This is a genomic window from Alienimonas chondri (assembly GCF_013036045.1).
GTDB classification, from domain to species: Bacteria; Planctomycetota; Planctomycetia; order Planctomycetales; family Planctomycetaceae; genus Alienimonas; species Alienimonas chondri.
The window spans coordinates 15277-35638 of sequence record NZ_WTPX01000037.1 but is presented as its reverse complement, the minus strand read 5'-3'; the positions used below and the strand labels follow the sequence as shown (position 1 = coordinate 35638).

Annotated in this window: 17 protein-coding genes; 11 read left to right on the top strand and 6 right to left on the bottom strand. The window is 67.5% G+C overall.

Annotated elements, in window-relative coordinates; all coding sequences use genetic code 11:
• Positions 1–4: 4 nt before the first annotated feature.
• The 3 genes from ilvB to LzC2_RS07680 all read left to right on the top strand — a co-directional run bounded on the left by ilvB (position 5) and on the right by LzC2_RS07680 (position 3542).
• Positions 5–1828: a biosynthetic-type acetolactate synthase large subunit gene (gene ilvB / locus LzC2_RS07690; protein WP_171185504.1), complete on the top strand. Its 1824-nt coding sequence runs from the start codon at positions 5–7 to the stop codon at positions 1826–1828.
• Positions 1829–1916: 88 nt separating this feature from the next.
• The gene (locus tag LzC2_RS07685) at positions 1917–2951 is read left to right on the top strand and encodes a Gfo/Idh/MocA family protein (protein ID WP_171185495.1); all 1035 of its coding nucleotides are present in this window, start codon (positions 1917–1919) and stop codon (positions 2949–2951) included.
• Positions 2952–2984: 33 nt separating this feature from the next.
• Positions 2985–3542, top strand: a complete 558-nt coding sequence (locus tag LzC2_RS07680) for a hypothetical protein (protein ID WP_171185493.1) — start codon at positions 2985–2987, stop codon at positions 3540–3542.
• On the opposite strand, the gene LzC2_RS23015 is transcribed toward LzC2_RS07680, so the two are convergent.
• The gene (locus LzC2_RS23015) at positions 3485–3709 is read right to left on the bottom strand and encodes an ASPIC/UnbV domain-containing protein (protein WP_414636412.1); all 225 of its coding nucleotides are present in this window, start codon (positions 3707–3709) and stop codon (positions 3485–3487) included. The genes LzC2_RS07680 and LzC2_RS23015 overlap by 58 nt on opposite strands.
• A gap of 51 nt (positions 3710–3760) precedes the next feature.
• On the opposite strand from LzC2_RS23015, the gene LzC2_RS07670 reads away from it, so the two are divergent.
• Positions 3761–4318 carry a hypothetical protein gene (locus LzC2_RS07670; protein ID WP_171185479.1) on the top strand — a complete coding sequence of 186 codons (558 nt, stop codon included), beginning with the start codon at positions 3761–3763 and terminating at the stop codon, positions 4316–4318.
• Here the strand turns inward: LzC2_RS07670 and LzC2_RS07665 are convergent.
• On the bottom strand, positions 4258–6120 hold the full coding sequence (locus LzC2_RS07665) for a CRTAC1 family protein (RefSeq protein WP_171185477.1): 1863 nt from the start codon (positions 6118–6120) through the stop codon (positions 4258–4260). The two genes, LzC2_RS07670 and LzC2_RS07665, sit on opposite strands and share 61 nt — an antisense overlap.
• 78 nt (positions 6121–6198) lie before the next feature.
• Here LzC2_RS07665 and LzC2_RS07660 point away from each other — a divergent pair, with 78 nt between their 5' ends.
• From LzC2_RS07660 to LzC2_RS07650, 3 genes are read left to right on the top strand one after another with little or no spacing between them, the layout of a single operon-like run.
• Positions 6199–9888, top strand: coding sequence for an FG-GAP-like repeat-containing protein (locus tag LzC2_RS07660; protein ID WP_171185475.1), 3690 nt, complete (start codon positions 6199–6201; stop codon positions 9886–9888).
• Entirely contained in the window at positions 9885–10706 is an 822-nt protein-coding gene (locus tag LzC2_RS07655; protein ID WP_206678605.1) for a hypothetical protein, read from the top strand. The genes LzC2_RS07660 and LzC2_RS07655 overlap by 4 nt, the downstream gene beginning before the upstream one ends.
• 25 nt (positions 10707–10731) lie before the next feature.
• Positions 10732–11634 (top strand): NHL repeat-containing protein, encoded by a 903-nt coding sequence (locus tag LzC2_RS07650; RefSeq protein ID WP_171185469.1) that lies wholly within the window; start codon positions 10732–10734, stop codon positions 11632–11634.
• A 15-nt stretch (positions 11635–11649) separates the two neighbouring features.
• Here the strand turns inward: LzC2_RS07650 and LzC2_RS07645 are convergent, their stop codons facing one another.
• Both LzC2_RS07645 and LzC2_RS07640 read right to left on the bottom strand, forming a co-directional pair.
• A complete protein-coding gene (locus LzC2_RS07645) occupies positions 11650–12981 on the bottom strand; it encodes an ABC transporter permease (RefSeq protein ID WP_171185467.1) in 1332 nt (443 codons plus the stop codon).
• A 56-nt stretch (positions 12982–13037) separates the two neighbouring features.
• On the bottom strand, positions 13038–13805 hold the full coding sequence (locus tag LzC2_RS07640; protein ID WP_206678604.1) for an ABC transporter ATP-binding protein: 768 nt from the start codon (positions 13803–13805) through the stop codon (positions 13038–13040).
• A gap of 77 nt (positions 13806–13882) precedes the next feature.
• Here LzC2_RS07640 and LzC2_RS07635 point away from each other — a divergent pair, with 77 nt between their 5' ends.
• Positions 13883–15727, top strand: coding sequence for a DUF885 domain-containing protein (locus LzC2_RS07635; RefSeq protein ID WP_206678603.1), 1845 nt, complete (start codon positions 13883–13885; stop codon positions 15725–15727).
• A 63-nt stretch (positions 15728–15790) separates the two neighbouring features.
• Here the strand turns inward: LzC2_RS07635 and LzC2_RS07630 are convergent, their stop codons facing one another.
• Positions 15791–16393, bottom strand: coding sequence for an anthranilate synthase component II (locus LzC2_RS07630; RefSeq protein ID WP_171185498.1), 603 nt, complete (start codon positions 16391–16393; stop codon positions 15791–15793).
• A gap of 201 nt (positions 16394–16594) precedes the next feature.
• Between LzC2_RS07630 and LzC2_RS07625 the strand changes: the two genes are divergently transcribed.
• Positions 16595–17245: a vWA domain-containing protein gene (locus LzC2_RS07625; protein WP_171185465.1), complete on the top strand. Its 651-nt coding sequence runs from the start codon at positions 16595–16597 to the stop codon at positions 17243–17245.
• A 10-nt stretch (positions 17246–17255) separates the two neighbouring features.
• Here LzC2_RS07625 and LzC2_RS07620 read toward each other — a convergent pair whose 3' ends face one another.
• Positions 17256–18779 carry a sulfatase family protein gene (locus LzC2_RS07620; protein WP_206678602.1) on the bottom strand — a complete coding sequence of 508 codons (1524 nt, stop codon included), beginning with the start codon at positions 18777–18779 and terminating at the stop codon, positions 17256–17258.
• A gap of 227 nt (positions 18780–19006) precedes the next feature.
• Here LzC2_RS07620 and LzC2_RS07615 point away from each other — a divergent pair, with 227 nt between their 5' ends.
• Positions 19007–19309, top strand: coding sequence for a hypothetical protein (locus tag LzC2_RS07615; RefSeq protein WP_171185462.1), 303 nt, complete (start codon positions 19007–19009; stop codon positions 19307–19309).
• 98 nt (positions 19310–19407) lie between these two features.
• Entirely contained in the window at positions 19408–20361 is a 954-nt protein-coding gene (locus LzC2_RS07610; protein ID WP_171185460.1) for an ADP-ribosylglycohydrolase family protein, read from the top strand.
• Position 20362 lies beyond the last annotated feature (1 nt).

Below are 20362 nucleotides of genomic sequence, written 5' to 3'. Positions count from 1 at the left end.
GTCCGTGTCCACCGCCGCCCCCGCCGCGCCCGCCGCCGGCGCCGAGGTCTCCGACGCTAAAAAGACCCTTAACGGGGCGGAAGTGCTGGTCGCGGGGCTGGTTGCGCAGGGCGTCAAGAACGTCTTCGCCTACCCCGGCGGCGCCAGCATGCCGCTGCACCAGGCGCTGCTGGCGGCCCAAGATGAACTCCGCACGATTCTGCCCCGGCATGAGCAGGGCGGCGGATTCGCGGCGCAGGGCGTCTCTCGGGTGACGGGGGAAGTCGGCGTCTGCATGGCGACCAGCGGCCCCGGGGCGACGAACCTCGTCACCGCGCTGGCCGACGCCAAGCTGGACAGCGTCCCGATGGTGGCGATCACCGGGCAGGTGCCGCAGGCCGTGATCGGCAGCGACGCCTTCCAAGAGACGCCCATGGTGGAGATCTCCCGGGCGATCACCAAGCACACGTACATGCTGACCGACGTGCGGGACGTGGCCCGCGTCGTCAAGGAAGCGTTCTTCATCGCCCGCACCGGCCGCCCCGGCCCGGTGCTGATCGACTTCCCGAAGGACGTGCAGCTCGCCACACTGCCCGCCGAGGAGGTCGATCACGATCCGGCGCTCGATTTGCCCGGCTACAACCCGGTCGTCAACGACCCCAAGCCGGCCCAGATCAAGCAGATTCTCGCTGCGATCAAACGCAGCAAGAAGCCGGTGATCTACGTCGGCGGCGGCTGCGTGACGGGCGGCTCCAGCGACGCGCTGACCAGCTTCGCCCTGAAGACCGGCATCCCCGTGACCACCACGGTCATGGGCATCGGCAGCTTCCCCGGCGACCACGAGCAGTCCCTGCATATGCTGGGCATGCACGGGACCGTTCCGGCGAACTACGCCGTCGCGGAGGCTGACCTGCTGCTGGCCTTCGGCGTGCGATTCGACGATCGCGTGACCGGCAAGCTGGAGGAATTCGCCCGCCACGGCAAGATCGTCCACGTGGACATCGACCCGGCGGAGATCCACAAGAATAAAGAGGCCCATATCCCGGTCCACGCGGACCTCGGCAAGACGCTCGAAGCCCTCAACGCGGCCTTCGACGCCGCCGACGCCCCGGACATCGCCGCGTGGCGGGAACAGATCGCGGAGTGGAAGCGGGAGCATCCGCTGACCTACGCCGAGACCGGCCCCGGCGGCGACACCGAAGCGATCCTCCAGCAGCACGCCATCAAGACGCTCTACGAGCGGACCAAGGCGCTGAACCCTTACGTCGCCGTCGGCGTGGGACAGCACCAGATGTGGAGCGCCCAATTCTTTAAGTTCGCCAAGCCGCGGCACTGGCTCAGCAGTTCGGGCCTGGGCACCATGGGCTTTGGCCTGCCCGCCGCGATGGGCGTGGCCGCGGAACTGCCGGACGAACTCGTCATTGATATCGACGGCGACGGCAGCTTCCTGATGAACGTGCAGGAACTGGCGACGCTCACCTGCGAGAAGCTGCCGGTGAAAATTCTGCTGCTGAACAACCAGCACCTCGGCATGGTCGTGCAGTGGGAAGACCGCTTCATGAGCGGCCGTCGCGCCCACACCTACCTCGGCCCGATCGACAACCCGGAGTGGTTCGGCGAGGGCACCGGCGACACGCAGGGCGAGACCTATCCCAACTTCGTGCAGATCGCCCGCGGCTTCGGCGTCGAAGCGGCTCAGGTCCGCAAGAAAAGCGAACTGCCCGCCGCCCTCGATAAGATGATCGAAGCGAAGGGGCCGTATCTGCTGGACGTGATCTGCCCGTATCAGGAACACGTTCTGCCGATGATCCCCGCCGGCGGCACCGCCCGGGATATGATCACCAAGTAGTTCGATGGATCCCTCACGCCGGTTCGGCTCCCCCGCGGGGCCGGGCCGGCGTTTTTTCTTCTGATAATCACCTCGAACGTTCGTCTTCATGTCGCTCGATCCGTCCGCTGCCAAAGTCCGCTGGGGAGTCCTCGGCGCCGCCCGCATCGCGGTGAATAAGGTGATCCCCGGGACGCAGCGGGCCTCGAATGCGGAGGTCGTCGCGATCGCCAGTCGTCGGCCCGAAGCCGCCGAGAAAGCCGCCGCGGATCTCGGCATCCCCCGTCACCACGGCAGCTACGACGCGCTGCTGGCCGACGAGAACGTCGACGCGGTTTACATTCCCCTGCCCAACGACGCCCACGTCCCCTGGGCGTTGAAGGCGTTGGACGCCGGCAAGCACGTCCTCTGCGAGAAGCCGTTGGCGCTGTCCGCGGCGGAGGCTCAAACCCTCGTCGATGCCGCCGCGCAGCGGCCCGAGTTAAAGGTCATGGAGGCGTTCATGTATCGCCTGCATCCGCAATGGATTCAGTTCAAACAACTGATCGACGGCGGCGCGGTCGGCGAATTGAAGTCGATCCAGTCCTACTTCAGCTATTTCAATCGAAACCCCGACGACATCCGCAACAATCCCGCGAAGGGCGGCGGGGCGTTGATGGATATCGGCTGCTATCAAATCTCCCTCTCCCGCTGGCTGTTCGGCGCGGAGCCGGACCGCGTGCTGGGCCGCATCGAAACGGACCCGGACTACGGCACCGATCGCACCGCCGACGGCGTCCTCCAGTTTGACGGGCCGGGCGGCCGCGGCACGTCGACGTTCACCTGTTCGACGCAACTCGTGCCGTACCAGCGGGTCAACGCCTTCGGGACGAAGGGCCGGGTCGAACTGGAGATCCCCTTCAACGCCCCGCCGGACAAGCCCTGCGTGATCTGGACGCAATCCGGCAGTTCGGGCGAATACGGCGAGCCGCTGCGGGAAGAAGTCCCGATCGCCGATCAATACACGCTCCAGGCGGAGGCGTTCGGCGCCGCGGTGCTGAACGACACCCCCGTCCCCACCCCGCTGACCGACGCCGTCGCCAACCTGCGGGTCATCGAAGCCCTGCGCGCCAGCGACGCCCACGACGCCTGGGTGACGGTTTAACACCCATTCTCCCTACAACGGACCTGCCCCGCGATGCTGCCCCTCGCACTGCTGCTGACCGCCACGGCGTTTGACGACGCCCTTCCCGGCGCCGCGACGCTCCCGGGCGCCGTGCGGCTGGAGGTAACGAACACCGTCACCGTGAACGGCGGCCCCGGGGTCGTCTCCAACGAGTCGATCGAAACGACCGTCGCCGCTGCCGGATCGTTTCAAACGCGGATCGTCGACGGAGACCGGACGCGGACCTTCTCCGGCACGGTGGAGCCGGCCCGCGCCCCCATCGGCCCGGCCCGGTATCTGATTCGATTCCGCTACCGCGACGCGACGATCAGAGGATCCGAGCCGTCGAGATTGGTCGTCGAAAAGCAGCCGAGTTACGACGTGCACAGCCTGAATACTTCACTCTACGCGGTCAGTTTCGGCGAGCCGACGCCCTGCGGAAGGGGGCTGACGAGGCGGGACGACACCGACACGGGAACCGTCTCGACCAAAAGCGTCGTCTCCGTGACGCTGCTGGCCGAACCGACGCCTCATCAAATACCGGGGCCCATGCTCGAAGGGCCGGACGCGGAGCCGGTTCCCGCTCCCTGAACCAGCAGGAATCGGCCGCCCGCTGTGATGCCCGCGAACCGCTCCGTCGTCCCGTTCGGCCAGCGGACGACGACATCGAGCATCGTTCCCCGCGGCGTCGCTCCGAGGCCGAACGACAACCGCTTTTCGTCGCCGCTCAAGGCGTGATCGCCGGCGACTCCCGCCACGGTTGAGCGGCCGCCTGATATTTATTCCCCTTGCAATGGACGTACCCCGCGATGCTGCCCCTCGCTCTGCTGCTGACCGCCGCGGCGTTTGACGACGCCCTTCCCGCCGCCGCGACGCTCCCGGGCGCCGTGCGGGTGGAGGTGACCGAGACCTCCTCCAAGGACGGCGGGCCGGAGGTCGTCTTGAAAGAATCGATCGAAGCGACCGTCGCCCCGGACGGGACGTTCCAAGCGCAGGTCGTCGACGACGACCGCACGCGTTCCTTCTCCGGCACGGTCGAAACGACGCGCAGCCGCTTCGGCGAGTCCAAATATTCCTTCCAGTTGCGATATTATGACGTCACGCTCAACGGGTCCGTACCCTCCGGTCCCAACGGCGAAACAAGGCCGATCTACGACATGGACGTGCTCGAAACCTTCCTGAGCATCGACGAGTTCGGCAAACCAATCGTGTGCGGCGGAAGCAGGACCAGCAGCGAAGATGAATCTGGAACTGCGATCGACGAACGTATTGTTTTGTTCACGGCGCTTGCCGAACCCACGCCGCATCAGTTGCCCGGGTCGGAACTTAAATGGCCGAGCAGTACGTTGCCGGTTCCCGCTCCCTGAACCAGCAGGAACCGCCCGTCGGCGGTCATGCCTTTGAACTGCTCCGTCGCCCCGCCCGGCCAGCGGACGACGACGTCGAGCATCGCACCCGGCGGCGTCGCTCCGAGGCCGAACGACAGCTGCTTCTCGTCGCCGCTCATGTAGCCGTCCCCGGCGGTGATCCATTTGGTGCGGGGGCCGCTGGGCACGCCGTCGGCAGTCGGAGCGGTCACGGTGACGGCGGCGCCGACGGCGTCGCGGTTGTCGGTCGTGCCGACCAGTCGCAGGGAGACGGTTTCGCCCTCGGTCGATACGTTTCGCAGCAGGACCGCGGGGCCGTTGAGATGGGTCGCGACGACTTCGTCCCGTCCGTCGCCGTTCCAGTCCACCCGCGCCAGACCGCGGCCGAGCGCCGGGGCGGCGAAGAACGAGCCCGCCACGTGGGACGGTATCGGCTCGAACCGTCCGCCGACGTTCTCCAGCATCGCCGGCCGCATAAACAAGGGGGAGCCGCGGTGCGTGAAGTCGTCGATATGACCGTTGACGTAGATGAGATCCTCGTCGCCGTCGGCGTCCATATCGAGGAACGCCGTCCCGAAGCCGAGCGTTTCGTAGCTTGGTTCAAATAACCCGGTTTGGCGTGTCGCGTCCTCATAGATCAGAGGGCCGCTGTCGTCCGAGGAGCGATAGAGCGTGTTCGATTCGCCCTCGAAGTTCGTGACGAACAGGTCCGGGCGGCCGTCGGCATTGAGGTCGGCGGAGGCGATCCCCATGCCGGCTTCGCTCTCGCCCTCCCCGGACGTCGCGGCGCCGCTGGCGGCGCCCACGTCCCGGAATCGCGGCGTGCCGCCGGGGCCGGCGTTCGTTCGCCTCAGCAGATGGTTGGGCCGCTGATCGTTGGCGACGTAGACCTCGTTGCCCGGCCGGCCGTCGAGGTCGGTGACCAGCACACCCAATCCCGGACCAGGCGCCGGGAGATCGGCGAGGTCGGCGACCTCCGCGAACCGCCCGGTGCCCAGATTCAACCAGACGCGATCCGCGGCGGCGGGGAAGCCGTTCGGGCTGCACGTCCGCGGCGGGTCGTCGCCGGTGCGGCAGATCTTCGTATAAACGTCCCGGCCGGTGAGGTAGTTCGCCTCATAAATGTCCGGCAGCCCGTCGGCGTTGAGGTCCGCGATCGCCGCGGAGACGGTCCAGTCCGTGCCGTCCGGGTGCGGGGTGAAGCCGGCTTCCTCCGTCACGTCGGCGAACGTTCCGTCGCCCTCGTTTCTCCACAGGCGGTTCGCCCCGACGTTGCAGACGAACAGATCCGGGAACCCGTCGGCATTATAATCGCCCGCGGCGATCCCCTGCCCGTAGCCTGTGAGGGCCAGTCCCGAAGCGTCCGTAACGTCTTCGAAGCGTTCGCCGTCCACGTTGCGAAATAGACGCCCCCGTCGCTCGGCCGCGGGGTCCGGTTCGCTGCTGGGCGGGACGCCCTCTGCGGACCACTCGCAGCCTTGCGTGAACAGTAGATCGGGGCGGCCGTCGAGGTCGTAATCGAACGCGACCACGCCGCCGCCGGTCCATTCATGCATCCGTCGCCCGCCCGCGATCCGGCCGTTCCCGTCCGGCAGGCGACCGTCGAAGCGGGTGAAGGACAGGCCGACGTCGCTCGTCACGTCCGCAAACGCCGGCGAGCCAGGCTGCGTATCGGACGGGGGGACCGGGCGAGGCGTTTCGACGGCGGGGACCGGTCGCTGCGTCGCCCGCTCGCCGCACCCCGGGAGGCATAACGCCAGCGTCAGAAGGAGAAGCGGCGGGGGGAGACGCGATCGCTGCACCGCGTCATCTTCGTTCGCGGGCCGCGGAATAGACAGCGCCGGATAGACAGTCCGCAGCCGATCCGGCACCGTGCGGCGGTGACCGACTCCAAACGCCGCCGTTCGTTCGTCCTGCCGCTGGCGGGGTTGCTGTTCCTGGCCCTCGGGGTGGGGCTCGCCGCGTGGTGGTGGGATCGGCCGGTGGTCCCTTCCCCCGCGAGGGGCGCCGAATTGGTGCGGCTTCACAACGAAGCGGTCGCCGCGCTGGAAGCCGGCGATCCGGTCGCGGCGGACCCGGTGTTGACCGAACTGATCGACCAGCCGCTGCCGGACGACCTCGGCGTGCGCACGGCGGCGATCCGCAACCGGGCGGTCGGCGCCGTGCTGGCGATCGATCCCGAATCCGGCCACGCCCTGCCGGCGGAGGAGCGGGGGGCGTGGATCGCGAGAGCCGAAGAGGCGGTGCAGGCGGCAATCGACGCCGCCCCGGACGATCCCGACCCGTGGTTCTTGGTGAGCCGATGGGCGGCTGCGAAGGGCGATCGGAACCTTGAGACGAACGCCTTCGCCCAACTCATCGGTCGGGCGCTGACTAACGACAAGAGCGTCCCCTGGGCCCACTTGGCGTGGTACGAGCTGAACAAAGACCGAGATCCGGTCGTGGCTGAAGCCTCGATCAATATGGCCTATCAAGGCGCCCCGGAAAACACATGGATCCTGCTGCGGTATATCACATGGTTCGTTCAGGAGGAGAAAGCCGGGGCGATTGAAGCGTTCGCCGCCCTCCGCGAACGCCTCACCCCCTATGCCGACGGGTTTGCCCTGCGGCAGAACGGGGAGATTCTGCCGCTGGTCGACGCCGGCGAGTCCGCCGCGAAGGACGGCGATTGGCCCGCGGCTCAGCGATCCGCGGCGCTGCTGTTCAACCTGCTGCGAAGCGAAGAGATCGTGCGCTCCGATCGGCTCGCGGTGCAACGCACGGCGCTCGACTTCGTCGTCCCGGATCTGCCGCCGCGGTTCTACGACGCCGTCGGCCTGTCCCGCACGCCGGACGCGACGGGGATTGCGGTTCAATACGCCCCCTTCGACGGACCGCTCGCAGCCCCGGCGATCGAGGGCGTCCGCGCCGTTGCGGCGACGAACTTCGACCTGCTGGGGCGTGAGGAGCTGATCGTGCTGACCGACGACGCGGTGTCGGTTCATTCTCGAAACGACGGCGGACCGTGGGTTGAGACGGTTCGATACGACCTCCCCGCCGACCAATACACGAGCCCGGTCGCGTACACGGGCCTGATCGCCGCGGACCTCGATCTCGACAGCGACGCCGCCCCGCAGGCCGCTGCGGGGCGGGCCGGCGCTGCGGTCGCCTGCCACACCGCTGACCCGGACCTCGTGGTATGGGGGCCAAACGGCGTGCTGGCGCTGGAGAACCGCCTACTGCCCGACGGCGCCCGCACTCTCGTTCCCTTCCTGGAGCAGGAGCCGCTGAACGAGCTGCGGGTCGTGACGAAGGTCGTCGCGGCGGACCTCGATCAGGAAGGGGATCTCGATCTCGTCGTTCTTTCCGCCGCGGGGCCGGCACTGTGGTTCAATCGCGGGAACGTCACCTTTGAAGAACGCACCGATCGCTCGGACCTCGGGCCGGTCGGTGCGAGTGCGATCTCGGACGTGCTCGCGGTGGATCTCGATCGCGACGTCGACCTCGATCTGCTGTTGGGCACGGCGGGCGAGGCGGCCCCCGTCAGCGTGTGGGAGAACCTGCGGCACGGGGAGTTTCGAGCGAACGGCGGGAGCGATGATCCAATCGGTTTCGAACTACTCGACGCGGACGGCAACGCGAGTTGGGATCTCGCCGTCGCGGACGGGGGCCGCGTGCGACTGCAGACCTCAACCACGCCCGCCCCGGGCCGAATGCAATGGGGCGAGCCGCGGACCATTGCGAAGATCCCCGCCGCCCGGCTGCGGGCTGTCGATCACGACAACGACGGCCGCGTCGACCTGCTCGCCTGGGGGCCGGACGGGGTCTGGTTGCTGCGGAGCGTCGCCGGCGGGTGGGAGGACGTGTCCGATCGCCTGCCCGCGTTGTCCGATTCGATCAGCGACGCCCTGCCCCGCGATCTGGACGGGGACGGGGATCTCGATTTCGTCCTGCTTTCCGAGAATCGACTCGTCCTCTGGGAAAATCGCGGCGGGGAGGCGAACGCCTCGCTGCAAATTGCCCTGCTGGCGGAGTTCGACAAAGACGGCACCGATCCGAAGCGCTGTAATCACCGCGGCTTGGGCAGCCTGTTGGAGCTGCGTCGCGGGCCGATCTATCAACCGGCGGTCGTGCGGGACGCCGTCACGCACTTCGGCCTCGGGCCGCGTTCGGACGCCGCGGAGGGGGAGGTTCCCGCCGGCGAGGCGTTACGCGTGCTCTGGACCAACGGCATCCCGGAGGTGATCCGCGACCCGACCAGCGGGGCGATCTGCCACCCGCAAAAACTCGGCGGCTCCTGTCCGTATCTTTATACATGGAACGGCGTGCGATTCGCGTTCGCCACGGACCTCTGCTGGGCGGCGCCGATCGGCCTCCAACTGGCCGAGGGCGTGTTCGCCCCGACCCGGGCCTGGGAGCACGTCAAAATCGACGGCGAGGCTCTGCAATCCAAAGACGGGTTCTATGAACTCCGCGTCTGCTGCGAGCTGTGGGAGGCGGAGTATTTTGACCGGCTGGAACTGACCTGCGTCGATCACCCGCCTGACACATACATCTTTACTAACGAAAAAGTCGGTCCGCCGGAACTGGTCGAACCGCATCTTTATGCGACGGAGGCCCTGCACGCGCCCGCCGCGGCCCGGGTGCGATCCGGCGAAGGCGATTGGAAAGACGTGTTGAAGACGGTGCGAGCGAGGGACGAGGATTACCTCAAACCGTTCGATGTGAAGCGGACGCAGGGGTTTACGGAGCCGTGGACGCTGGAGTTAGACCTCGCCGGGGCGCCGCGGAGCGGCGCCGTGCTATTACTAACCGGATGGGTGTTCCCCACGGATACGGGGATCAACGTCGCTCTGTCGCAGAACCCCGAGGCGGGCGGGCCGCGGCCGCCGACGTTGTCGATGGAGACGGCGGACGGCTGGACGACGATGCTGCCGAACGCCGGGTTCCCCGGTGGGAAGACGAAGACGATCGCCCTGCCGCTACCGAACTTCCCTACCGCCCCCCGCCGGGTGCGGATCAGCGGGACGCAGGAGCTCTATTGGGATCGCGCCGCGTGGTGCGTGCCCGGCGGCGTCGAGACCCGCGAGACGCCGGCGGAGTTGGTCTCCGCGGAGCTGCGATACCGCGGCTTCTCCGCACGCAGTTGGCCGGAGAGCGGGCACGGGCCGGATCAATTCGACTATCAGACCGTCAGCCGCGACCCGCTGTGGCCGCCGATGGCCGGACCGTTCACCCGATACGGCGACGTGCGCGAGTTATTGATCGACGCCGACGACCGCCAAGCGATCCTCGCCAGCGGGGACGAGATGGCGTTGAAGTTTACGGTCCCGCCGCTGCGTGAGGGGTGGACGCGGGACTTCGTGATCAGTTCGATCGGCTACGACAAAGACGCGAACCTGCACACGGTCCACGGCCAGGGCGTGCTGCCGCTGCCGCACTCCGGCATGACCCGCTACCCGCCCGCGGCCGACGAGCCGTTCCCGGACACCCCCGAGCTGCGGGCGTATCTCGATGAATATCAAACCCGCCCGGCCGACGCCCGCGGCTTCTGGCGGGCGATGCGGAATGCGGCTGGGGGAGAGCGATGACCGAGCCGGCCTTCGCAGTCCCGTACCCGCGGCCAACGACGTTCGCGGACCCCTACAACTCCATGCGTCCCGGCGGATATGCCGAGGGGCTGCTGGCGATTGCGGACGACGATTATGAGGAGGCGCATTTTCATCGGCTGCTCGACGTGGTCGATCTGGCGAGATACGAGGAGGCCGTCTACTTCCTGCCGCTTGCTCTCGGTCGGCTCCGCGCAGGCGGGGATGCGGCGTTAGAACTAGTCAGCCCGATCTCACTATTCCTCAAATTTACGTGGCTTGAGCTTCGGCGGGACGGTCTGGCGGAGAAGGTCCGGGACACGCTCGACGCCTGTTTGAGCGATTGGACGGCGAAATTCCGTATTCAACATTGGGACCGGGACGGCTGCCGGGCGAAAGGTTGGCGGTTGCGTTACTGCGACCTCGTGCATCATCGCCAAGCGGTCCTCGACACGCTGGCAACGATGGCTCAACTTTCGGACTACCGCCCCGCCGCCTTGGCGTTCCTTTATAACCTCGCCGCAGAACGGCCGGTGGGCGCTGCCGGGGACGCCGTCCGCTCGGCGTGGTTCTTGGAGATGGTCCGATCTTATCGGGAGGGTCGGGATCAGTTCCGCTGGCGTCGCTTCAAGAACACGGACGTACTGGCTGCTTCAGAGGACGACGCGCTCGCCGCACGGCACGCCGCGGCGGTCGCGGCGGGGCTGCCGGCCTTCGATCCGGCGGCGACCTGGTGGCGAGATCTGCTGGTTCTGCTTTGGCTCACGGGACTGCCCGGCTCGCCGGACGACACGAACTTCCCGGATGCCGTGCCGGCCTGAACGTCGCCTACCCCCCGATCGCATGATGCCAGCGCTCCTGCTGCTCGCCGCATCCTTCGCCCCGCGGGGGGCGACCGTTGAAGGCGACTCGTTCAAGTATCCGCTCGCCTGTGCGACGGGCGACGACGGAACCATCTACGTTGTCGATCGGCGCCTCCCCGGCGTCTGGCGACTGAAGACAGGGGAGGATCGGCCGACGATCTTCAAGACCGGCGGCCGCGTCTTTCGCACGCCGCTGAACGCTCCGCGGTGCGTGGCGGTCGCGGCGCCCTCCAAGGCGTTTACGGAGGGGGCCGTGTTGGTCGGAGACTCGGCGACGCGGGCGATCTATCGGCTCGATCCGACGACCGATGAACCGACGGCTGAACCGCTGGCGCCGGCGGGCGACGTCCCCGGCCGCCTCGGCGTGCCGTCCGCCCTCGCGGCCGGGAACGACGGGACGGTCTTCGCGGCGGACCTCGAATCGCAGCGGATCTATCGCATTGCCCCCGGCGGCGGACCGACGCCGATCGCGGCGTTGCCCGGCGTCCGGGGGTTGTGTCTCGTCGCGGACGGCAGCCTGCTGGCGGTCACGTCGGAGAACGACGCCGTGCGACGCCTCGCCCCGGCGGAGGATGGGTCGTGGACCGTGGCGACGGCGGTGACGGGACGACCGTTCCGGAACCCGCAGGGCGCGGCGTTCGGGCCGGACCGAGCGCTGTACATCGCGGACAACGCCGCCGCATGCGTTTGGAAACTCTCGTCCACGGCCGACGGGCGGCTGACGCAACCAAAGAAATTCGCCGCGGGGGAGCCGCTGGTCGGACCGACGGGGGTGTGCCTCGACCGCTCGACCGACCCGCCGCGGCTGATCGTCGCCGATCCGCGGGCCAAGACGCTCTTTGCGATACGACTTTCAGACGGCGCGGTAACGACGTTGGCGGAGTAAACGGCCGCGGCGGCGTCAGTTCAGATACTTCGCCACGTCGGCCCCGTAGGCCCGGGTCGCGGGCAGCAGGCCGGCGAAGGCGGCGAGCAGGGCGAGACCGGGGATCAGCAGCAGTTCTTCCCACCGCACCGCCCAGGGGTCGATGACCAGCCCGGCCGGGAGGAACGGGAGCACCGCGAACGTCAGGGCGTGACCGAGGAAGAAGCCCGCCACGCCGCCCAGGAACGTGACGACGAGCGCCTCCAACAAGACGACCGCGAACACGGTCGTTCGCTGCGCGCCCAGCGCCCGCAGCACGGCGACTTCGGTCATCCGATCGGACAGGGTTGTATAGAGACTCACAAAGATCCCCACCCCGGCGACGATCACCACCAGCACGCTCAGGGCGACCAACACGGCCTGGGCGGGGGCGAGGAAGGTCTCCCGCAGGCGAGACACCGGGCCGGCGGGGTTCACCGCGGCGGCCTGGAAGCCCTCGTTGATCTCCGAAGCGAACAGGATCACGCCCATATTCGCCTCCCGGTCCCCCTTCACATCGACGAAGATCGCGGAAACCTCCTTCTGTAGGTCCGGCGTGCCGCCGACGCCGGGCACGTTCGCCTCGCGGACGGCCTGCTTGAGCGCTTCGCCCTCCAGCTCTGGCAGACCCCGCAACGCCCGCCAGCGATTCACGCCTTCCTCCAGCGGTTTGTCGTGCCCGGCGACTGCATAGAACCCGTTCAACTGCACGAACGCCGTGCGGTCGTTCGCGGTGCCGGTGGGCGATAAAACGCCGACAATCTCGAATAATTCGTCATGCACGTGGGCGTTCGGATCGTCCGCCCCGCCGTGGACCAATTTAAAACTGTCGCCCACGTCCCATTGGTTCAGACGGGCGACCTCCGAGCCGATGATCGCCTCGAACCCGCTCTCACCGCCGAACCCGCGGCTGCCGCTGCCGGGGGCGAACCGAAACGGTTCGTTTCGATTCAGTCCTGCTTTGAAGAACCTGCCGATCGTGGCGACGATCGGGAAGCCCCCCTCCTGCGTGGTGTCGCCGAAGGCGATCGGGACGGCCTCGGCGACCCGCGGGTGTTCCTGCAGTTGTTGATAATACGGGTACGGCAGCGGCTCCATCGGCGCCGGCATCCGGTACAGCGTGGTCAGGACCAATTGCAGGTCGCTGCCCTTCGGTCCGAGGATCAGATCAAACGGCGTCGCCGGTTTGGAGAGCGACTTATCGACGACCGCGGCGGTGCTCAGCACCGCGACGACCAGCATCGTGCCCAGCGCGACCGACAGCGCCGTCAGCCCCGTGACTAGCGCGCGATTTTTGACGCTCTTCAGAGCGATGGCGAACGGCGACATATCGGAGGCAGCGGGGCGAAGGACGAGGGCGGAAGGACGTTTGAAGCGGGGGCGATTTACACGGCGGCAGGCGTTTCCGCCGTCCGCCCCGCCCCTTCCACCTCGGAGACGACGCGATTGATGGCCGAGAGTTCCTCGACGCGGCCGAACCTCCCCGCGGCGTCGCGGTCGTGGGTGACCAACAGCAGGGCGACCTGTCGTTCCTCGCAGGTCTGGCGGATCAGATCGAGGATCGCATCGCGGTGGGCGAGGTCCACGTTGGCGGTCGGTTCGTCGGCCAGCATCAGCATCGGCTCACTGGCTAGGGCCCGGGCGACGGCGACCCGCTGCCGTTCGCCCACCGACAACTGCGACGGCTTATTGCCGGAGCGATGCGACAGCCCCACGCGATCGAGCAGCGCCGCGGCCTTCGCTCGGTCCGCCCCGCGTCCCGCAGAACCGGCGCCGGTGAAGCTCATGCCGAGCAGCACGTTCTCCAGCGCCGTGAACGCGGAGAGCAGATGGAAGGTTTGGAAAACGTAGCCGATCCGCTGCGCCCTAAAGCGATCCCGGGCGGCTTCCGACAGCGCCGTGAGGTTCACGCCGCCGATTTCCACCCGGCCGGAATCCGGTGTGGTGAGGCCGGCGATCACGTTCAGCAGCGTGGTCTTGCCGCCGCCGCTGGCGCCCAGCAGCACGGCCTGTTCGCCCTTCGCCAGCGTGAAGCGAGGCACGTCCAGAATCCGCACCGGCGGCCCGCCGGCGGGGTCCGGGTAGGACTTCGTCACCTCATCGACCGACAACGTCACGGATAGCGGGGGCGGTTTGAGTGGGGTGTTGGTCAAAGACGGTGCGTCGGCGGGACGGTAGCATGGCGGCGGCTCGCGCCGCACCCGCCCCGATCGATCGAGACAACTCTCGGATGTCGTTGACTGCTACGCCGCTGTTCGCCGTTCTGTTGGCCCTCGCCCCGGCGAACGAACCCGCGCTCGCCCCCGCGACCGCCTCGCCCGCCGCCGGACCGCCGCCGAGCGTGCTGGTGGACATGCTCTTGGACGAACATTGGGCCTGGACGCTGGAGAACCACCCGGAGACGGCCAGCTACCTCGGCCTGCCGGGGCATGACGATCGTTGGAACGACGATTCGCTCTCCGCCCTGGCTCGCCGCCACGCCGACCGGGTCGAGTTCGCCGAGGAGGCCGCCCGACTCGACGCTCGATACGGGGCGCAGTTGGACGAGACGCAGGCGCTGAACCTCACCCTGTTCCGTCGCGACCTGCAGGTGCAGATCGACGAGTGGAACACCGGCTGGCACCTGCTGCCGATCTCCGCCCGGGAGGGGATTCAGGATATGAGCCATATCGTCGACGGCCTGCCGTTCGAGACGGTCAAGCATTACGATGACTGGCTGACGCGGATCAATTCTTTCGGCGACAAGATGGACGCGACGCTGGCCCTGCTGGCGGAGGGCGTCCGCACCGGGCGGATGCATCCGCGGGTCGTGATGAACCGCCTGCCCCGGCAGATCCGCGGGCAGATCGTGGAAAATCCGGCGGAGAGCCTGTTCTATAAGCCCTTCCGCGACATGCCCGGGATCGACGAGGCGAACGCCGCGAAGCTCCGGGCCGCGGCGAAGATCGGCATCGCTCAAAACGTCGTCCCGGCGTACGAAAGGATGCTGGCGTTCTTTGAATCCGTCTACCTGCCGGCCTGCTACGAACAGGTGGGGTGCTGGCAGTGGCCGGAGATCCGGTTTCCCGATGAAAAAGGCCCGGACGGCACCGTGCGATTCTGGGCCGGGCCGCGGTGCTACGAGCACTTCTGCCGGAAGTTCACCACCACCGACGCCACGCCGGACGAGATCCACGCCGTCGGCCTCGCGGAGGTCGAACGCATCCGTGGGGAGATGCTCAAAATCAAAGACGAAGTCGGCTTCGAGGGCGATCTGCAGGCGTTCTTCAATCACCTGCGGACGGATCCGAAGTTCTACTATGGCAGCGCCGCGGAGTTGTTGGACGGCTATCGCAAGCTGATTCGCACCGTCGATCCGGAGCTGCCCAAACTGTTCGGCAAGCTTCCCCGCACGCCCTACGACGTGCAGGCGATCCCGGCCCACATCGCCCCGGACACCTCGACCGCTTACTACCGCGAACCCAGCGCCGACTTCACCCGCCCCGGCACGTTCTACGTGAACCTCTATAAACCGGAGAGTCGCCCGAAGTGGGAGATGGCCGCCCTGAGCCTGCACGAAGCGGTCCCCGGCCACCATTTGCAGATCGCGCGCAGCATCGAGTTGGAAGGCGTGCCCGCCTTCCGCAAGTACGGCGGCTATACGGCGTTCATCGAGGGGTGGGCGCTGTATAGCGAACAGTTGGGCGACGAACTGGGCGTCTACGACGACCCGTACGCCCGCTTCGGCCAGCTCACCTACGAGATGTGGCGGGCCGTGCGGCTGGTGGTCGACACCGGCATGCACCACAAGCAATGGACCCGCGACGAAGCGATCGACTTCTTCCTCGCCAACGCCCCGAAGACGCGATTGGACGTGGTCAACGAAGTCGACCGCTACATCGCTTGGCCCGGGCAGGCGCTGGCCTATAAGACGGGCGAATTGAGGATTAACGAACTGCGAGACTACGCCGAGGCCGAACTGGGCGACGACTTCGACGTGAAGGCGTTCCACGACTTCGTCCTCGACGCCGGCGCCGTCCCGCTGGACGTGTTGGAAGAGCGGGTCGAGAGGTGGGTCGAAGGGCAAGGTTCGTAGTGGCGTCCTTCAGGGCGCCCCGTGCACGGATCGATGCCTCACAGGGCAGGCTGAAGCCTGCCACTACGAACTCCACTCCGCCGCCGGCAGTTCTAAAAAGTTCTTCAACAACTCGACGCCCGCCTCGGTCAGAAAGCTCTCCGGGTGGAACTGCACGCCGTGGACGGGGTACGCCGTGTGCTGCAGCCCCATGATCTCGCGGCCGTACTCCTCGCTGTCGACCCAGGCGGTCACTTCGAGGCAGCTCGGCAGAGAATCTTCCGGCACGTCGAGGCTGTGATAGCGGGTGGCGGTGAACGGGTCCGGCAGGCCGGCGAACACGCCGCGGCCGGTGTGATGGACGTCGCTGACCTTGCCGTGCATCAATCGCTTGGCCCGGCCGACCGTGCCGCCGTAGACCTCCGCGAGGCTCTGATGGCCTAAGCAAACGCCGAGGATCGGAACGGTCGGGCCGAACCGTTCGATGATCGCTTTGCTCAGCCCGGCCTCCGAGGGCGTGCACGGGCCGGGCGACACGACGATCCGCTCCGGTTTTAAGCGTTCGACGTCCCCCAGGGTGACGGCGTCGTTCCGCTCCACGACGACGTCCAGCGACGGGTCGATCTCCCCGAACCGCTGCACGAGGTTGAAGGTGAACGAGTCGTAGTTGTCGAGGACGAACAGCATGGCGGTCAGCAAGCGGGCGGGCGTCAGCCCCCCCTGCGGGCGGACGGGCGAGACGATCGCCCCCATGTTAGCCGCGAACGGCGGGCAGTCCCCGCGTGTCCGGGCCCGAAAGAGATGAACCGACCGCGCCTGCGCCGCGTTACCCTAACGCCCCCCGGTTCATCCGGTTCGACTCACCAGCCCTCGCCTCAAGGAGCGTCGATGAACGCCAACCTCACGGAGATCGTCGTCGTCCTCGACCGCAGCGGGTCGATGCAGTCCATGAAAACCGAGGCCGAGGGCGGACTGGCCCATTTCGTCGCCGACCAGAAAGCGCAGGACGGCGAAGCCCGCTTCACCTACGTCACGTTCGACGATCAATACGACCTGGTCCACGACCGCGTCGACCTGCGGGAGGTTCCGGATCAGTTCGCGCTGGAGCCGCGCGGGATGACGGCGCTGCTGGACGCGGTCGGCCGCACGATCGATGAGGTCGGGCGGAAGCTCGCCAAGATCCCGGAGCAGGAACGGCCCGGCGCCGTGCTGTTCTGCGTCGTCACCGACGGCGGGGAGAACAGCAGCCACGACTACTCCGGCGACCGCGTCAAACAGATGGTGGAGGAGCAGAAGAACACGTACAGCTGGCAATTCACCTTCCTTGGCGCCGGGCCGGAGGTGTTCGCACAGGGAGCGCAGATGGGATTTGACGCCTCCTCCGGCGCCGCGTTCGGCAGTATCGACGCGGCCCTGTCGGCGACCTCAAGAAAGTTCGTCCGCCTGCGGAAGGCCATGACCGGCGGAGCCTCCCCCGCCATGATGGCCGCCGCAAATGCCATGACGGACGAGGAGCGCGCCGAGGCGGAGGGAAAATGAACCGCTGCCGTCAGCGGATCGATTCCTCCGGCAACTCGCCCTTGATGCCCTGATCGACCGGCATCTCGTCCTTGCCGTCCGGCCGGGCCTCCGCGATGCGGCGGTCCAATTCGGCTCGTAGCTTCGCCACCAGCGGAGCGAGGTCCGGCCGGGCGATCAGGTTCGTCGTCTCGCCGGGGTCGGCCTTGAGGTCGTAGAGCTCCGCCATGTGGCGGTCCGGCGAGCCGTCGCCGTGCGGATAGCGAATATATTTCCAGTCGTCGGTCCGCAGCGCCCGCACGTTCGGCGTGTAGGGGAACTGCACCTCGTAGTTGTATTCATAGAACCAACTCGTGCGCCACTCCGGGTCGCCCTCTTCGAGCAACGTCTTCCAGCTGCGCCCCTGCACGTTCTCCAACGGCTTCGCCCCGCAGATCTCCAAGATGGAGGGGGCGAAATCGAGCGTCAGCGTCTGGGCGTCGATCGTCTTGGGGTACTTCGGCGAGACCGCGTTCGGATAGCGGACGACCAGCGGGATACGGATCGACGGCTCGTGGGCGGTGCGTTTATCGACCATCCCGTGCTCCCCCTCCAGCAGACCGTTGTCGCTGGTGAAGATGAACAACGTATTGTCCAACTCCCCGGTCCGGGTGAGGTGGTCGTAAATGCGACCGACGGAGTCATCGACGGACAGGATCGTCCCCCAGTAGGCCCGCACCATGTTCTCGAAATCGAGCATCGCGGCGGCGGAGTCGTCCGGGAATTCCTTTCGCCAGTCGAACAGCGGGCCGTAGATCCCGTGCCAGGTGTTCAACCGCTGCGTGATCCACTCCGGTTTGTCGCCGAGCTGGAACGCCGTCTGCGGATAGGGCACGCGGACGTTCTCAAAGACGCCTTCGTATTTCCGCTCCGGGAAGTAGAAGCTATGCGGCGCCTTATGCCCGACCATCAGCAGGAACGGCTTTTCGGCGGTCGCCTCGTCCTCCTTTAGTTCGCTCATCCAGTCGATCGCCATATCGGTGACGACGTTCGTGTAATAGCCCGGTACGACTTCGCGAGGACCGTCGTTCGTGCGGAACTCCGTATCGAAGTACTGCCCCTGCCCGCGGTGGGTGGTGAACCGATCGAATCCCGGGCGCCGGCTATCGTCGTCCTCGCCCATGTGCCACTTGCCGATATAGGCGGTGGCGTAGCCTTCCTCCTGCAGTCGCCGCGGGAACGTGGGCAGGTCGCGGGGATAGTCGGTGAAGTTATTGACGACCCCGTGGGCGTGGGCGTACAGCCCGCCGAGGATCGACGCCCGGCTCGGCGAACAGAGCGAGGTCGTGCAGAAGTGGTTCTTGAACAGCGCCCCCTCCGCGGCGAGCTGATCGATCCGCGGCGTTTTCAGGTGCGGATGCCCCATGCAGCTCAGGGCATCGGCCCGCTGATCGTCCGTCAGGATGAACACGACGTTCGGCCGATCGGCGGCCAGCGACTTCGTCGACGGCGCCGCGGCGACCAGCGCGAGCAGAAACAGGCAAGTCCTCGGGGCGAGCATCGGCAGACCGTTCATGAAACTGCGGGAGCGAAAGCCGGAGCGCACGAGTCGCTCCGCCGGCACGTCCCCGACGATAGCCGACCGGCCCCCCCGCGTCGGCCGTCCGCCGATCGGATCCACGGCAGGCGTTGCCTCGGGGCGGCGAACGCTCCGCCGATCGCGTCGGATCGGCGAGTTTGGGAGAAGCAGTCGGCACGCGACGACGTATCGCTAACGTCCCCGGTCCCGTCTCGGCCCTTTCGATGTCCGCTGCCCGCCGTTCGTTTCGCCACCCCGACTTGCCGTGGATCGCCGCGGCGCTGGTCGTCGTCATCGCCTGGCAGGCGGGCGCCTTTGCAGACAGCCCCGCACCGGCGGTCTCTGCGCCGAACGCGACCGTCGTTTCTCCGCCGATGACTCGATCGGCGGATCGTCTCCCAGACGCCCCCGTCGCGGCGCCCGCCCACGCGACGGCCCCCGCGAGGGTCGTCGTTCTGCGGACCGAACGGCCTGTCGTCTGCGGCCTGCCTCGCGATGCACGGGCGGGGTGCGGCTTCCGTCGGTAACGCCGTCCCGGGATCGGTCGTCGCGATCCGTCAACGAGCGGCGACGGCGGGGCGAAGCTGTAGGATCGGGGCGTCCCGATCCGCGAAGGCGCCCGGCGATGCCCGACAGTTCCGCTCCCCAGAATGCCGCCGCGGATCGGTTTCGCGGCTGTTTGCTCGGGTTGGCGGTCGGCGATGCGGTGGGCACGACGGTCGAATTCAAGCCGCGCGGCAGCTTCGAGCCCGTCACGGACATGACCGGCGGCGGGCCGTTCGGCCTCGAACCGGGACAGTGGACCGACGACACCTCCATGGCCCTCTGCCTGGCCGACAGCCTGCTGGCCTGCGGCGGCATGGACCCGAAGGATCAACTCGACCGCTACCTCCGCTGGAGCGAACAGGGCGAACGGTCCAGCAACGGACGTTGCTTCGACATCGGCAATACGGTCGGCGATGCGCTGCTGCGGTATCAGAACACCGGCGACCCCGCGGCCGGTTCGACGGCTTGGGACTCAGCCGGCAACGGGTCGATCATGCGGCTGGCGCCGGTTCCGATGTGGTTCTTCCCGGACGAAGCCGCCGCCGTGCGAGCCGCCGGCGAAAGCAGTCGCACCACGCACGGGGCGGAGGAGTGCGTTGACGCCTGCCGTCTGCTGGGGCTGATCCTCTGCCGGGCGCTGGCGGGGGCGTCCAAACAGGACGTGCTCGCCGATGCGCCGGACGTGGTCGCCGCCCCCGCGATTCGACAGATCGCCGCCGGCTGCTATTTCGAGAAGGCCGAGGACCAGATCCAAGGCAGCGGCTATGTGGTCGAGAGCCTGGAAGCGGCGCTGTGGTGCTTTCATCAAACCGACTCGTATGAAGCCGCGATCCTGAAGGCGGCGAACCTCGGCCGGGACGCGGATACGACCGCCGCGATCTGCGGGCAGGTCGCCGGCGCCTATTACGGCGAATCGGGTATCCCGGCGGCGTGGCGGGAGCGCATCACGCTGGGCGACGAGATCGCCGTCCTCGCCGATCGCCTGCGGATCGCCGGCCCCGCTTCTCCCTCCCCCGCCGCTACAAAAGGCTGAC